This window comes from Mesobacillus subterraneus (assembly GCF_000934845.1).
Taxonomy (GTDB): Bacteria; Bacillota; Bacilli; order Bacillales; family Cytobacillaceae; genus Mesobacillus; species Mesobacillus stamsii.
Genome location: NZ_JXIQ01000194.1, coordinates 1 through 15216, shown reverse-complemented (window position 1 = coordinate 15216; position 15216 = coordinate 1). Strand labels below are relative to the sequence as shown.

Here is a 15216-nt window from a genome sequence, read left to right as displayed (position 1 = left end):
CCAATTTAGGAGGATATTTATAATGAAAAAGAAAAGCAGTTTAATAATACTGGTGTTCACTCTGATATTGTCGCTGTTGGCCGGATGTAATTCGGGGACAAATACAACAGGCAAAGAGACAGTAAATAAAGAATCAAGCGGTCCTGTTGAAATCGAATTCTGGTACGGCCTTGGAGGCAAGCTTGGTGAAACAATGGAAGCACGCATCAAAGAATTCAATGACAGCCAGAATGAAGTACTTGTAAAAGGAATTGCTCAGGGCGACTATTCCGAAACGTATCAAAAACTGCAGGCAGCGATTGCAGCGAAAAAAGCTCCGGCTGCTGTTCTGTTAACAAATGATCCAATGGTACAACTGGCTAACCGTGAATTGCTGGCACCACTTGATGATATGATTGCAGCTGAAACGGATTTCAATAAGGACGATTTCATCCCTGCCTTCTTTTCTCAAGGTACAATCAATGGCAAACAATTTTCCCTTCCTTTATATGGAACCACTCAAGTAATGTACTACCGTACAGATCTCTTTGAAAAAGCAGGAATTACCAAAGATTCTCTCAAAACATGGGAAGATTTAGGGAAAGCAGCAGAAAAAATCAAAAAGTCAGAAAATATATTTGGCTGGGAGCCAATGTGGGGAAGCGGCAACCTGATCGATGCAGCCCTTAGCAATGGCGGAACTTATTTGAGTGAAGATGGAAAGACCGTTACCATCGACTCTCCTGAATGGGTAGACAGCTGGGAGTTTTTCAGGAAAGCGATCCACGAGGACAAAACAATGCGCATCCACCACGGTGGACAAGGATGGGAGTACTGGTATAAGACCATTGACGATGTAATGAAAGGCAATGCAGCGGGCTACACCGGTTCAAGCGGCGACCAGGGCGATCTTGATTTTACAAAAGTAGCAGCTTATCCGCAACCTGGCTGGATTGGAAAAGAAGCAAAGCCTCACGCAGGAGCACAAACCATTAGCATTCCAGCCATTACGCCGCCTGAACAGCAAGAAGCTGCATTCAAATGGATAAAATTTTTCACAAGCGCGGAAAAAACAGCTGACTGGTCAATGAAAACTGGTTATATTTCTGTAAGAAAATCAGCTCAGGATGTCCCTGCTTTCAAGGAGTTCGCCAAAAAGAACCCGCAAATTCTCATTCCGTTGAAACAGGCCGAAACAGCAACACCTGATTTTGTTGATCCAACTGGCGGCAAGATTCTCGATGCTCTGTCAAAAGCTGCCGACAAAGTCGAAATCGAAGGCGTAAAAGCAGAGACAGCTTTGAATGAAGCAAAAGCGGAAGCTCAAAAGGCACTGGATCAAGCTTTGAAGGGGAAATAAGATGAAACCATTGACAGAAAAGTATCTAGGGAAATTCCAAGAACGGATTGGCAGCGAAGAAACGCTACCAGTTCGTTCCCATGAATTTCTTATTGGGGAACATCAGGATTGGATTGTGTTTAGTCTATCGGTAGAAAAAAGACGCTGGTTTGCAATGTTTGTTTGGGATCCTAACGGGCATCTTCGTGTCCAATTTTTGTTTGGAAAGTCCCCCGAGACGATTGTCCTTCATAAGGATTCTCTGCAGTCAAGCCCTCTTACCTTGCCAGGGGATTTGCCAGCAGGAATCTATAAAATCGAAATTCTTGCCGTGGAGGCCAAGCGGGAACTGGAATACAGCATTGAAATTGAAAGCGGAACAAGCCATTCTTCCTTTGCTGCGGAAACTGAACCCCTCGGGGACCACATTTGGGCTAAGGCAGATAGCCAAACCGGTTTTTCTTTTTCCTCGTTTGACTGGAAAATGAGAGTCGAAACCGGGAGACGTTGGTACAAGGGCGACTTCCACACTCATACGATTCTATCTGACGGAAAAATGAGCCGAAATGCCGGAATGCTTCAGGCGGAAAAAATGGGACTTGACTTCTTTTTCACAACCGAGCATCATGTAATGCCCACTGCCTGGGTTTCAGGAAAAGCTTTAGCCATTCCTGGAATTGAGATCACATCTCAAAAGGGCCATTTTAATATTCTTGGGCCAAAGCATTGGATTGATTGGCGTTATACTGCTGCTGACGGCGGAATGGAAACAGAACATGGAATGAACAGAATTCTGGAAGATGCCAGAAAAGCAGGAGCCCTCCGCTCGATCAACCACCCAATGCTGAAGCCTTGGCATTGGTGGTTCAATGACACAAAGCTTGAACAAGTGGATGTGATAGAGATCTGGAACGATCCGACCTATCCGACGAACCCTGAAGCAACCGAGAAAGCCTTAAAGCTCTGGACGGCTCTATGGAATGACGGCCACAAAATTTGGGGCATCGGAGGCTCTGACTCCCATCTGACTCCAGAAGAAAGCTATACCGAAAACGGTGAACCATCGCTAATTGGAGACCCTGGTACTTTCGTTCTGGCAGAAGGACTGTCGGCAGCAGAAATTCTTGAAGGTGTTTCTCTTGGCCGGGCATATGTATCGCGCGGCCCGCTAATTGAAGCATCAGTACAGGTTGGCAGCCAAACCTTCACTTTGGGCGATGACCTGACAGCAGCACTTCAGCAGAACGAGAACAACCGATTCGATATGACGATCCATATTGAAAATATCTCTCCGAATGCATCTATTCACTGGATTGAGAACGGTGAGGAAGTTTTAATCCAAAAAATTGAAGGCTACCGCTCCTTTTCGTACAGCTTCAATTGGAACAAGGAAGAGTATAATTGGATTCGCATCGAGGTTCGATCCGAAGACGAAAAGCTACTAGCTTTCACCAACCCTCTGTTTTGCGGAAAAAGAACACCCAGCCTTGCAACATGGTCACAACTACTAACAAAAGCTGAGGTTTTAAACGTTGATACAGATTAAAGGAATCCTTTTTGATAAAGATGGAACATTGATTGACTTCCATTCGGTCTGGTTGACAGCAGCAAGGGAACTAATAGCGCAGCTGACAGCACGGCTTGGACAGGTGGACAACCAAGTACTAATCGGCGATTTGCTTCATTCCATAGGGATTGTCAACGAGGAAGTGCTTCCCCACGGCGTTCTTGCCGGGGGAACTTCCTATGACATTGAAGCCGCTTTCCGGAAAGTGCTCAGCTACCATGAGATCCAGCAGATTCCCCGACTCAGGGAATGGATATCGGACAGCCTGGCACAGATAACGAAACAGAAGACAGAAATGATTGTTCCAACTGCCAATCTGGATGAGCTTTTCACCAATCTGAGAACAAAGGGCATTAAATTCGGAATCGCGACCGCTGATGACTGGGAAGCTACCGACATCTGCCTTAAAACCCTAGGGATCGGCCATTATTTTGAATTCATTGCCACCGCCGACCGCCTGCCGGAAAAAAAGCCTCATCCAAACGTCCTGTTTGCATTTTGCCAGCATTTTGGACTTGAACCAGAAGAAGTTGCAGTCGTAGGCGACACTGCCGTCGACCTCACCTTGGCAAAATTGGGGCAAGCCGGTCTCGCAATTGGAGTCTTGTCAGGAGTCAGCTCCACCAAAGATCTGGCCCCACTCGCTGACATTATCATCCCATCCGTCAACAACCTTATCGACCAACACGGCATTTGCGTATGGGAACGAAACACCTGTATTGCCCCAATCGCAAAGATGCATGGGAAAGGTTCTCCAGCTTCCTTATAAATAAGAAGAAAACGACATCCCCTTCCATCTGGAAGGGGATTGAAATTGAAATTTAAATACTAACCTTGAGGTGAAAAAACCGATGCCAGCTTGGCTTTTACTTATTTTCACGATCATCCTGGAGGTAGCCGGGACCATTTCATTAAAGCTTTCAGACGGACTGTCTAAATTTACTCCATCCGTTTTAATATTCGTATTTTACGGCGGATGTTTTAGCATATTTCCGTTTGTTGTGCAAAAAATGGATTTAAGTGTGGCCTATGCAATTTGGTCCGGAGTGGGCACACTTGCAGTAAGCCTCATCGGCATCCTGTATTTCCAGGAAAGCATCACCTTGTTTAAGGCGATTTCCATCATACTCATTATCCTTGGGGTTATTGGGATAAAGATAAGTCCGGCCACATAATGGAAGATCTCTCTACCTGTTTCATATAGTAATTAAACAAAAAGCATATTCTTCTTCGATGAAACGATGATCGAACCAAATTAAAGAGGATAGCAATATAGCTTTCCTCCTTCTTTTGCTTTTCGAGATTTATAATAAAACAGTGAAAAAATTAAAGTTGGACTCATCTCTTTTGACAGTTCCATGTACTTCACCAGGGTATCCGCAATGAAGGCCATGTATTCTTTTGTATGATCCTGGTTTTCAGAGGTGAAGATCTTTTGTACCTTATCTTGATCGATGTCATCCCCAACCCGTTTTTTTAAAGACAATCCGTCACTCCATAGTAGAGACAATTACGTTTTGGTCCATTAATTTTATTGATCTTCCCTTCATCCACCACCGATACAAAATAGGCAAAGAACCAGCCCCATATCTTAAGTCTTATTTTTTATGTCTCATTATTATACTATCTCTTTAGTTTCAAACCTGTTATATTGGGTGGGAATTCGATTCGAGCAAGACCCCATTTTGTCTTCTTTGTACTGATAGTAGCCGAATCTCGTTACGATTCTTGCTATTATGCGTTGGATTATCGAAACCGGATATCGTTATTTCTAAGAGTTACTTGGCTTTGACGAATACCAGCTTTTTCACCACAAAGGGATTCAACGTTCTTGGTGTATCGAGTTCTTTACCTAAAACTATCTAGAAATACGAACGTTAAAAAATGGCAACAAGAAATCCCATTAACAATTTGTGATGTCGTTCGGCGAATAAGTAAAGATCATCTGGGTCAACTTGTGGTAAACGCCTATGAACAAGCATTGTCGAAAAAATCCTTTATGGATGTGCTGAAAGATCTGAAATTGATGGCGAAAAACTTCGATTTTTGTAACAAGCTACCCGTTGCACTTTATAGTGTTTATTGAAAAATGCAAGAGTCAAGCAAAATAAGTAACCGTTTTGTTCAACCACCGAATCCCATGATGATATATTTACAGATCCACATTGGTTACCAAATATAAACGTGAATACTCTTCTCGCCCGTCACATGCTTTGGGTTGCAAATTATACATTTTCCGACAACACTTGAATACAAGTGATGATTCCCTTTTTTAAATCTTCATGTGACCAACTCGGGATCTTCCCATTTTGAATTGCAAGTTCATGGGAAGCAGGAATATGAATGAAGCCTGAAAGGGTCCTTTTTCCCTGCATTTTTACGTAATGCAAGCCCTGATACATGACATGGTTGCATAAATATGTTCCCGCTGTATTTGAGATTTCAGCAGGTAGACCTTGTTCCTGCAGGCGATTGATCATGGAACGAATGGGCAATGTCGATAAATAACCGTCTGCTCCTTCCAACTGAATCACCTCGTCAACCGGGACGTTTCCAAAGTTGTCACGGTTTCCATCATTGACATTAATGGCAATGCGCTCAGGTGTGATTTTATACCGTCCACCAGCTAAACCCAACGATATTACTGCATCCGGCTGAGTTTTCTCTAAGTGCTCAATGAGTTGCTTTCCTGATTCGCGGAAGTTAACCGATAAGATTTCTCCATGAACCTTATACCTGCCAATTTCCATACCATTTAGGTCTTCTACAATTCGCATAGTTGGATTAATCGTAAAATCTAGAAACGGTTCAAAACCTGTCAATAGTAGTGTTTTCATAAATCAACCATTCCTTTCATCAAGTTTAATTGGACGAATTCGCTCAAGGGATAGGCCAGGGACACGGTGACGCTCCCACTCCACTTTTGTATGTAAAAGCACATCGATAATCGCTAAATCAAATTCAATGTGGGCGTCAATACAGCTTTGTAGGTCTTCTCCATATACTACCTCATCAGCCGCTTCCGAGATAATATCAGCGGCAATCCACTCTGGGTACCGAATAATGCCTATCGATGCATAGTTTGGAGTTACGAAGGTTTGTCTATAAAAATGGATTCCTGGCGCCTCTTCAATCGGAAAAACGTCTGGTAACCATTGGTTTCCATATTTGATAAAGCGTTCTTTCCAATAGGAATTATCGAAGTCAATAGAAGTATCTCTTAAATACTGGCTTACATTCTTGACGATTTCTTCAAGGTTCTCTTCATGCTGATTTCGGTAAGATACGTCTTGCGACACTCGTCCTATTCCATAAATATGTGCACTAGGCAAAAAATACGAGACTGGAAACCTTGGCGGACTATTGTAGCCTGCAAAGGGTTGAACCCATTCATGCGCTGGGATACCATGATCATCAATTATGATGTCAGGTGCCCACCTGCGAAGAATTTCAGGATAAATATTCGCTTCACCAAACACCGTGTTTTGAAAACGGACATGAGCGAATTCCAAACCTACCGCATTGAATCTTGCCGCATGATGTTTCCAGTCAGGATGCTCGTTCGTAAGTTTCGTTAATAACTGATAACCGTCAGGATTAGCTAATGGTATGAACACAACATTCATGTGCTTCAACCAATTACAAAACCATTCCTCTGCCTTGTCCATTAGGGCGAAAACAGCAGGGGTACTGGAAACCTCATTGGAGTGATGTCCCGCTTCAATAAACAACGTTTTCTTGAACGCAGACATTTTTAGTGGCGAATAGAAGTCTTCACCTGCATCTAAAAAACACTCGACTACAGGTATTGCATGTCCGCCATAGGAATAATCAGGATACAAAACGTGATACTTTGGATCATTTTCCATCCATCGCTGAATCTCTGGATGAATTTGTTCAGATGGTTGTTCGAAAGCTCCAATAGGAAGGTAGAATTCCCGTTTTCCATCAGTTACGGTTGCTGCAAACATTACTCCTTCTGGATCGAAAATAAGTGCCTTAGTGATTAATTGTTCAATCGACTTTTCTTGCCAACCGTAAACTTTAATCTGCGCTTCCGGTTTCAGTCCTGGCCTTACATGCATAAATGGATGGATTCCACCCGGAGCTGAGAATGCCTTTCCTTCCACTCTTTCTCCCAACTGAGCAAAGTAATCCAAAGTATTAAAATATAAATCTTCATGTAATGCTTCAAGGGAAGAAACACGTTCCTTATCCACTTGAAGACTTTTTTCTTCCTCACTCATCCATACATCCACTTCAATTCGGTCAAATAGCGGACGGCTGTGTCCCTGTCCTGGCTGATAGTTGGATACTTCACGCCATAGCTTTGGCAGGACCTCCTCGACATAAAAACGGTAAAATCGCTCCCTGTCTGTTTGAATAAGGTGTTCCTCGACCTTGTTAACATGATGGATCCGGACCGCACTTGAGACGGGGTAAACCATATGCTGACCATCCAAATAGGGAAGACTTGAAACTGGCACGTCCAAATCGCTAAGGAAAAATTTATCCCCTTTCTCATCAATCCCATAAATCTCATACGTATGACCGAGGGTCTCCTCAAGCGTAAAATAAACTTGACTTGCCTTTAAACCAATCGTCTCCTCGATGTAACCATCAATCGGGTAAAGCTCTTGAATCCAACGTATCGGTAGCTCCAATCCTTTTTCCCCGGTTTCTTTTTGGACCTTTATCTCCATTCCTTGAACAAGTTGATTCGATGCTTGCCACTCAGGTAGAACTTCTTCCATGATCCAATGTAGACCAGTTTTATAAGCCGAGTGAATGACCAATGAGTGAATTTCAGGAAACTTAACCCTCCACTCTTTTTCAAGCTGCTCGCGAATTTTGAATGGTTCCGACAAAAATACTTCCACATCTGCTCCATTAAGATTCTCTGATTTTGTTAAAATCTGAAAAGCGATGTCTACTTCACTCTCATCCTTCCATGTCATTTCAAACAACTGAGGTGGGTCTTCCTTTTGGGCAAGTTGATGCTTCTTTTCCCAATATCCAAATGAACCGCCTTCACTCCAATGTTTTGATCTAACAAGCCGAGCCAATGCTGCAGAGAGCATTTCTTTCGAACCTTTGAAGGATAAAATATTTGTGTCTACTAGCTCTAAAACAGCGCCCGCTTGGCCTGGATATTCATCTAATACCTGTCCAGATTCTAAAAGATGATTTCCTTCCCCAATTACAAAATGCAAACTTGCATTCGATTCGTTAGTGACTGGGAATGATATCCTGGTCGAATACATCGAGCTCCTTGCTGCAAAAAAACATACCTCCTGTAAAAGCGCGGTCGTTAACAGGGGCTTTTCCACCTCAATGTTCATGCTTAAGGATTTTCCTGGGCTCGCTTCTTTATTTTTACCCACACCAGAGAAACTCCATAATTCACTAAGATTATCGATGATAGGAAGATTATAATCGCTTTCTAAATGACCATAAACAACCGAAATGGGGACTCGACCGGCATAGACCTTTCCGTTACGTAATTCAATTGCGATACACCAATCACATTCTTGTTCATCATCCATCGCAGCCAACAATTTTAAAAGCATAGAAAGCTCTACTTCACTTTTATAATGAACCAAAAGCTTTTCTGCTTCGATTCTAATGTCCGTTTTGAAATCCGACTTTTCAAAGCCAAGTTCTACCACGCCTTCCCTCTGTTCGAAGAAATCAAATGATAGAGACGTCGTCTCAAATCCAAGTCTGGCACAGAAATCAATTAACCCCTCTGGGGCAAGAAAGTCCGGGAGGTTGATAAAAATATTTGTCCCATCAATGACACCATCCCCGTTCTGATCCTGTAGCAAGCCATCCTTGGTCCACATTTCCAGAAGATTTTTCAATGGTCGTCTCCTACACTTTCATATTTGGATCTAATTTATCGCGCAACCAATCTCCAAGTAGATTAAAGCCCAAAACCGTAATCATTATGGCTACACCTGGAAAAACAGCTGTCCACCATGCACTTGTAATATAATTTCGACTATCAGCAAGCATTCCACCCCAAGACGGAATCGTGGGATCGACCCCCAAACCAAGAAATGTCAGTGAAGCTTCTAACAAAATAAACTCAGCAATGTACATTGTTCCTAGGACAAGAATCGAAGATAATACATTCGGTAAAATGTGCTTGCGAATAATGTTAAAATTCGTTCCACCAATTGCCTTAGCTGCCTGAATATATTCTTGCTCTTTTAATGAAATCACCTGTCCACGTATCAGGCGGGCAAAGCCAACCCAATAGGTTAAACCTAGAATGATAATAATTTTCCAAATCCCCGTGCCAAGCACACTCATGATGACAATCGCAAATAAAATGAATGGGAAGGCTAACTGAATATCAGCTACGCGCATGATGATATCATCAAGCCATTTCCCAAAGTACCCTGAAATCAACCCTAGAACCGTTCCAATTACCATCGCAATTAAGACACCAAAAATTCCTACCATCAGAGAAATTCTAGCTCCATAAATAATTCGGCTTAATAAATCACGACCCACCTGATCCGCACCAAGCAGGAAAGCTGATTCACCCTTTGGATCTGCCCAAGATGGAGGAGCCAACCTAGATGACAAACTCGCCTTCGACGGGTCAAAAGGGGTGATAAACGGAGCAAACAAAGCACAAGAAACACTGAGTGCCACGAGGATTAACCCGATGAATCCAACTGGATTCTTTTTAATAAAACGCCACAACTTTTTAAGGTGAGGCCTTCTTGGAGGATTTACAGGCACTGCTTTTTCAAGCCCTACAGATGTCATGATTTACTCCCTCCTACTTTCACTCTTGGATCAATTAGTGTGTAGCTTAAATCAACGATTAAATTGACTAACACCATGATAATGGCTAAGTAAATAACTCCACCCTGGATCACAGGATAATCCCTTTGATTGATGGCATCTATGATTAAACGACCCACACCAGGCCAAGAAAAAATTTGCTCCACAATGACAGTGCCGCCCAATAGCGATCCAAATTGAAGCCCAATAAAGGTTACGGTTGGCAATAAAGCATTCCGGAAAGCATGCTTAATGATTACCTTCCATTCACTAATCCCTTTTGATTTAGCGGTTGAAACATATTGTTGATTCATCACTTCAAGCATCGATGACCGGACAAGCCTAGCAAGAATCCCAGATAAAATTAAACCCAGTGTTATTGAAGGTAAAATTAAGTGCTTGAAACCTTCAAAACCCGAAACCGGCAACCATTGTAACGTGACCGAAAAAACAAGGATAAGCATAATACCTAACCAGAAATTCGGGAAAGAAATCCCTAATAAAGAAAAAATTCGTCCAAAGAAGTCAACTGCGGTATCGCGCTTTACCGCGGACAATATCCCAACTGGAAAGGCAATAAGAATCGCAACTGCCATACCTCCTAAAGCGAGTGCAAGCGTAGCGCCAATTCGTTCATTGATTAATTCCATGACCGGCATCCCACTTCGAAACGATTTACCAAAATCAAATGTAAAAATACCCTTTAGAAATATTCCATATTGAACATATAATGGTTCATCTAAACCTAGATTGCTTCTAACTTCCGCAATTGCTTCTTTAGTTGGCTCTCCTGCTGCAAACATTACGGAGACAGGATCACCTGTCAGACGAATTGAAAAAAAGACAATCAACGAAATCCCTAGTACAACTAAAACTGTGTGTAGCAATCTTCGTATCACGTAAGCTATCATGATTGTTCCCCCTTACTACCAGCGAGTGAGTGATAAATAAAAGAAGTTTTCAGTGTGTGTTGATATCAGAACCAAGAAACTTGCCCTAACTCAACATAATATTTAATAGAAAGAGATAGCATGAGGTTCATACTATCTCTTTCTGACCGTTCCATCTTCTTTACGTTTATTTAACGGAAACTTCTTCTAGACGCATTCTATCATCATGAGGCGGCTGGAAGTTTTCCAAACGAGAGTTTGCTGCATATAAATCAACAGCTTGGTAAAGATTTAGTTCTGGTGCCAAATCATATAGCAATTCAGTTAACTCCATGAAAATCTTTTTACGCTCTTCTTGATCCACTGTTGCACGCTGTGCAGCAAGCAATTCTTCCACTTTTTCATCTTTAAAAGATGGGTTCCACTGCTCCCCTTCATGGTACATTAGGTAAGCCGTGTTATCAAAGTCAAGAGTCCATCCTCCCCAGCCTTGACGATACATATGGCCAGCCTTTCCATTAGGTATTAACTCGGAAATGAGCGTTGTGTTGTCAACACTGTTAATATTCATTTTTAATCCAACTTCTTCCAAATAGAAAGCAACCGCTTGAGTAATCTCTTTGAAGTTTCCATCATTACCAGGAATGTAGACATCTAATACTGTCCCTTCAGCTACTCCTGCCTCCGCTAACAACTCTTTTGCTTTTTCTGGATCATAAGGGTATGGCTCTAAATCCGGATTGTTTCCGAATGAAAGCTCACTTTGGTAAGTGCTGATTTGCTTACCATAGCCACTTAAAATTTCATCAATGATTGATTGCTTATCTACTGCATAGTTGATCGCTTGTCTTACAAGTTTATTGTCCATTAGCTTTTGGCCAGGATCAAAACGAAGGGAGTATACCGTTGGCGTACCCACATCAATTAATTCTAAGTAACTAGTATTTTTAACGGTTTCAGCTTGAGCAACCTCTACACGCTTCATTACGTCAATGTTTCCGGTTTGAAGTTCTGCTAATCTGGTAGAAGCTTCCGGAATCACTTTAAATGTAACTTTATCAAGTTTTGGTAAGCCCTCTTTCCAGTAATCAGGGTTCTTTTCTAAAACAATTTCCTGGTCACGCTTGTAACCTGTCATTTTAAAGGGACCCGTCCCAACAGGGTTATTATTGAAAAACTCATCATCATGTTCCTGAACATATTTAGGAGGAACAATCACCGCCCCATAACCTGCAAGCTTTGTTAAAAGAACAGGATCAGGAGAATTTAAGTGAAAAGTTGCAGTATATTCATCAACTACTTCTACACTATCAATCGAAGTATAGTTTGAGTATTGAGGTCCCTTTTGTCCTTCTTCACCTAGCAAGCGATCGAAAGTAAACTTTACAGCATCGGCGTTGAATGGTTCCCCGTTATGGAATTGAACACCTTGACGAAGCTTGAATTGTAAGGTTTGGTCATCTAGATACTCCCAGCTTTCAGCTAGACCAGGCTGGATTTCCAAATTTAAATTTCGATCAACTAGCCCTTCAAATACAGAAGTTGCAATTGTACTCCAGTCCAACAAAAAGGTATCAATCGGGTCCCAGTTTTGTGGTTCCCCTGAAACTCCAATGATAATTTCATTTCCACGATCTTTAGCTGGGTTTTCCCTACTATCGCTTTTTTCATTTGTGCTAGACTCTTCTCCTCCACCAGAACACGCTGCTAAAACGAGCATTAAAGAAAATATTAGCGAAATCAATGATAGCCATTTCTTCATCATAATCTGTTATCCTCCTTTGGTTGTTGTTTATAATTTTTACCTTATGGATATGGATGGGTATAACCATCTCTCTTGACAAGTTGGTAGAGAATTCCGCCATACTAATCGAGCACGGGACGATTCCAAAGCGGCTAAAGATAGGTACAGCAATTGATAAATTTTCTTCCTCGAGATCAGAATCACTATAAGCAAAGCAAAACCAGACTCCCTTGTCATTTCTACGGTTCCATACTTCCTCAATCGATGTGGGTGTCTGATTTGTATATTGGTCAAGGGATTACAATAGTTTCGGTCAAATTCCTCTTGAGATAAATTAGCTAGGAATGTCCGAGTTATAGGCACCCGCACATAAAGGTGCGTATAGTCCAACTTCTAATGTAAAGCCTCACTACTGGTCTAATACCATCAATTTTTTCAATATAGAACTCTTAATTTTGCTCCTAAATGACCATTTAGACGACTTCTCTAAATCTTCTTCATAAAAGGACAGACAACCGATGAACAACTGATATCTTTCTGCTACCCGTTCACCCAATTCTAGAAATGTTGTTCCTATATCATAAACCTCACCATCTATCACCAAACCATCTTGCTGAAAGGATATTCTTTGTAAATAACCGAATTGCACAAATTTTGCAACAATCGGGTATGGAGAATAAATTTGGGTATTCCCATAAATTTTGAAATTCATCGAGACAGACACAATAGGTTACTCTTCTGTATAAACATCCAATAGTCGAAGTGCTTTTTCTACTGTTTACTCATACAGATACTCCTGATCCTTGTTAACTTCTGTGTAGAGATGGCAGGAAACGTCATGTTGATCTCGAACCGTCTGTAGCGATGGTGCTTCCGTTTTACAAATATCCATGCAGGAAGAACATCTAGGATGGAATGTACATCCGCTTGGAGGATTTGATGGGCTTGGCACATCGCCTTTTAAAATGATACGATTTTTCTTTTTTAACGGATGAGAACTTGGGTGTGCTGAAAGTAGGGCCTTCGAATAAGGATGTAGTGGTTCATCATACATTTGGTTCTTTTCGGCCACTTCCACCATCTTCCCGAGATACATAACTCCGATTCGATCACATAAATGTTTTACAACACTTAAATCATGAGAGATAAAAATGTAGGTAAGCCCAAATTCCTTCTGTAAGTCCTTCATTAAGTTTAATACTTGAGATTGAATGGAAACATCAAGCGCTGAAACAGGCTCATCGGCAATAATCAATTTAGGCTTTGTAATCAATGCTCGTGCGAGCCCAATCCTTTGACGCTGCCCACCTGAAAATTCGTGCGGAAACCGCGAAAGCTGGTCAACTGTCAAACCAACCTGTTCAGCAATCTCATGAACTCGCTTTTCCCTTTCGGATCGATCTTTAACATCAAAGTTGATAAGGGGTTCCTCAATAATATCTTTCACCCGCATCCGCGGATTGAGTGAAGAAAAAGGGTCTTGAAAGACTATTTGGATATCCTTACGCAACTTTCTCATTTCGGTTTTATTCACCTCTGCGATATTAACACCCTGAAAATAAATGTTCCCACTTGTTGGTTCGAGGAGCCGAAGAATCGTTCGGCCAGTCGTGCTTTTCCCGCAACCTGATTCACCGACAATTCCAAACGTTTCTCCTTGCTTAACTTCAAATGAAACTCCTTCGACCGCTTTTACTTGATTAATAGTCTTATTCCCAAAAATCCCACCCTTAACAGGGAAGTGTTTTTGTAAATTTTCAACTTTCAGTAATACATTTTGCTGTTCTGTCACATTATCACCTCCGCTTCCTCCCGCTCATATAGCCAGCATTTCACTCGCGATCCACTCTCCTTTACCACTAGTGGAGGAGTTTCTTTGCACCGATCATGTGCTTGTGGGCACCTTTCAGCGAACCTACAACCAATCGGCATATTTCCATATACCGGAACCACTCCCGGAATCGAAGAAAGATATTCCTTTTGCTCGCTGATATCAGGAAGTGATGCAAGCAATCCCTTCGTATAGGGGTGCTTAGGATTGTCGAATAACTCAACAACTAAGGACTCCTCCACAATCTCACCCGCATACATTACGATGACTCGATCACACATCTCAGCGACAACACCGAGATCATGGGTAATCAATATAATGGACATGTTCATTTGATCCTGTAGATTTTTCATCAACTCTAAGATTTGCGCTTGAATTGTCACATCAAGTGCAGTAGTAGGTTCGTCCGCAATAAGTATTTCCGGGTTGCAGGAAAGCGCAATGGCAATCATGACCCTTTGGCGCATCCCCCCTGAAAGTTGATATGGATATTCATCCAAGACTTGATCAGGTCTAGGAATTCCAACAAGCTGAAGCATCTCAAGTGCCCTCGCTTTAGCTTCCTTTTTCTTCATCGGTTCATGATTCAATACCATTTCCATGATTTGATTGCCAATGGTATGTACTGGGTTTAATGAACTCATCGGCTCTTGGAAAATCATCGCGATTCGTTTTCCACGAATTTTACGCCAGTCCTTTTTTCTAAAATCTTTAAAATGGAGGTGATCTATACGAACATCACCACCTAAATACTCTACTCCAGGTGGCAAAAGTCCCATTAGTGAAAGTGATGTCATACTCTTTCCACAGCCTGACTCGCCAACAATTCCAAGCGTTTCCCCTTTATAAAGGTCAAAACTAACACCATTTACAATGTTGGTTTTCTTTCCTTCATCTTTTATACCAACTTTAAGTTCATTAACCTCTAATACTTTTTGAACCATTATGACACTCCTAACGGTTTCATTTTTTTAAACCAAATTTATTTTTGTATTCTTCTTATAATATATAATTATTAGAATATTTTCAATAAAATTTTCCTGCTATATAGACGGAACTAAAGAT

General features: G+C 41.7%; 13 protein-coding genes. 4 read left to right on the top strand and 9 right to left on the bottom strand.

Features of this window, described 5'->3' with window-relative positions; all coding sequences use genetic code 11:
• Positions 1-22 precede the first annotated feature (22 nt).
• The 4 genes from UB32_RS18365 to UB32_RS18350 all read left to right on the top strand — a co-directional run bounded on the left by UB32_RS18365 (position 23) and on the right by UB32_RS18350 (position 4060).
• Positions 23-1339 carry an ABC transporter substrate-binding protein gene (locus UB32_RS18365; protein WP_044396534.1) on the top strand — a complete coding sequence of 439 codons (1317 nt, stop codon included), beginning with the start codon at positions 23-25 and terminating at the stop codon, positions 1337-1339.
• Between the two features lies 1 nt (position 1340).
• The gene (locus UB32_RS19145; RefSeq protein ID WP_052807109.1) at positions 1341-2864 is read left to right on the top strand and encodes a CehA/McbA family metallohydrolase; all 1524 of its coding nucleotides are present in this window, start codon (positions 1341-1343) and stop codon (positions 2862-2864) included.
• Positions 2851-3654: an HAD family hydrolase gene (locus UB32_RS18355; protein WP_044396533.1), complete on the top strand. Its 804-nt coding sequence runs from the start codon at positions 2851-2853 to the stop codon at positions 3652-3654. The genes UB32_RS19145 and UB32_RS18355 overlap by 14 nt, the downstream gene beginning before the upstream one ends.
• Before the next feature lie 82 nt (positions 3655-3736).
• Positions 3737-4060: a DMT family transporter gene (locus UB32_RS18350; protein ID WP_044396532.1), complete on the top strand. Its 324-nt coding sequence runs from the start codon at positions 3737-3739 to the stop codon at positions 4058-4060.
• An 80-nt stretch (positions 4061-4140) separates the two neighbouring features.
• Here the strand turns inward: UB32_RS18350 and UB32_RS18345 are convergent, their stop codons facing one another.
• The 9 genes from UB32_RS18345 to UB32_RS18300 all read right to left on the bottom strand — a co-directional run bounded on the left by UB32_RS18345 (position 4141) and on the right by UB32_RS18300 (position 15095).
• Positions 4141-4371: a hypothetical protein gene (locus UB32_RS18345; RefSeq protein ID WP_044396531.1), complete on the bottom strand. Its 231-nt coding sequence runs from the start codon at positions 4369-4371 to the stop codon at positions 4141-4143.
• 739 nt (positions 4372-5110) lie between these two features.
• On the bottom strand, positions 5111-5722 hold the full coding sequence (locus UB32_RS18335) for a pyroglutamyl-peptidase I (protein WP_044396529.1): 612 nt from the start codon (positions 5720-5722) through the stop codon (positions 5111-5113).
• Between the two features lie 3 nt (positions 5723-5725).
• Positions 5726-8749, bottom strand: a complete 3024-nt coding sequence (locus UB32_RS18330; protein ID WP_052807108.1) for a M14 family metallopeptidase — start codon at positions 8747-8749, stop codon at positions 5726-5728.
• A gap of 10 nt (positions 8750-8759) precedes the next feature.
• Positions 8760-9668, bottom strand: coding sequence for an ABC transporter permease (locus UB32_RS18325; protein ID WP_044396528.1), 909 nt, complete (start codon positions 9666-9668; stop codon positions 8760-8762).
• Positions 9665-10597, bottom strand: coding sequence for a nickel ABC transporter permease (gene nikB / locus UB32_RS18320; protein ID WP_044396527.1), 933 nt, complete (start codon positions 10595-10597; stop codon positions 9665-9667). Before nikB ends, UB32_RS18325 begins: the two co-directional genes overlap by 4 nt.
• A gap of 166 nt (positions 10598-10763) precedes the next feature.
• Complete coding sequence (locus UB32_RS18315; RefSeq protein ID WP_044396548.1) at positions 10764-12338, bottom strand: ABC transporter substrate-binding protein; 1575 nt, start codon at positions 12336-12338, stop codon at positions 10764-10766.
• 391 nt (positions 12339-12729) lie between these two features.
• Positions 12730-13044 (bottom strand): hypothetical protein, encoded by a 315-nt coding sequence (locus tag UB32_RS18310; RefSeq protein ID WP_044396526.1) that lies wholly within the window; start codon positions 13042-13044, stop codon positions 12730-12732.
• 54 nt (positions 13045-13098) lie between these two features.
• Positions 13099-14112 (bottom strand): ABC transporter ATP-binding protein, encoded by a 1014-nt coding sequence (locus UB32_RS18305; RefSeq protein WP_044396525.1) that lies wholly within the window; start codon positions 14110-14112, stop codon positions 13099-13101.
• Positions 14109-15095, bottom strand: coding sequence for an ABC transporter ATP-binding protein (locus tag UB32_RS18300; RefSeq protein WP_044396524.1), 987 nt, complete (start codon positions 15093-15095; stop codon positions 14109-14111). Before UB32_RS18300 ends, UB32_RS18305 begins: the two co-directional genes overlap by 4 nt.
• Positions 15096-15216 lie beyond the last annotated feature (121 nt).

Excerpts from the sequence above, each read along its gene's own strand:
- UB32_RS18325 (WP_044396528.1), bottom strand. The coding sequence starts at position 9,668 with ATGACATCTGTAGGGCTTGAAAAAGCAGTGCCTGTAAATCCTCCAAGA.
- nikB (WP_044396527.1), bottom strand. The coding sequence starts at position 10,597 with ATGATAGCTTACGTGATACGAAGATTGCTACACACAGTTTTAGTTGTA.
- UB32_RS18300 (WP_044396524.1), bottom strand. The coding sequence starts at position 15,095 with ATGGTTCAAAAAGTATTAGAGGTTAATGAACTTAAAGTTGGTATAAAA.
- UB32_RS18365 (WP_044396534.1), top strand. The coding sequence starts at position 23 with ATGAAAAAGAAAAGCAGTTTAATAATACTGGTGTTCACTCTGATATTG.
- UB32_RS19145 (WP_052807109.1), top strand. The coding sequence starts at position 1,341 with ATGAAACCATTGACAGAAAAGTATCTAGGGAAATTCCAAGAACGGATT.
- UB32_RS18350 (WP_044396532.1), top strand. The coding sequence starts at position 3,737 with ATGCCAGCTTGGCTTTTACTTATTTTCACGATCATCCTGGAGGTAGCC.
- UB32_RS18335 (WP_044396529.1), bottom strand. The coding sequence starts at position 5,722 with ATGAAAACACTACTATTGACAGGTTTTGAACCGTTTCTAGATTTTACG.
- UB32_RS18315 (WP_044396548.1), bottom strand. The coding sequence starts at position 12,338 with ATGAAGAAATGGCTATCATTGATTTCGCTAATATTTTCTTTAATGCTC.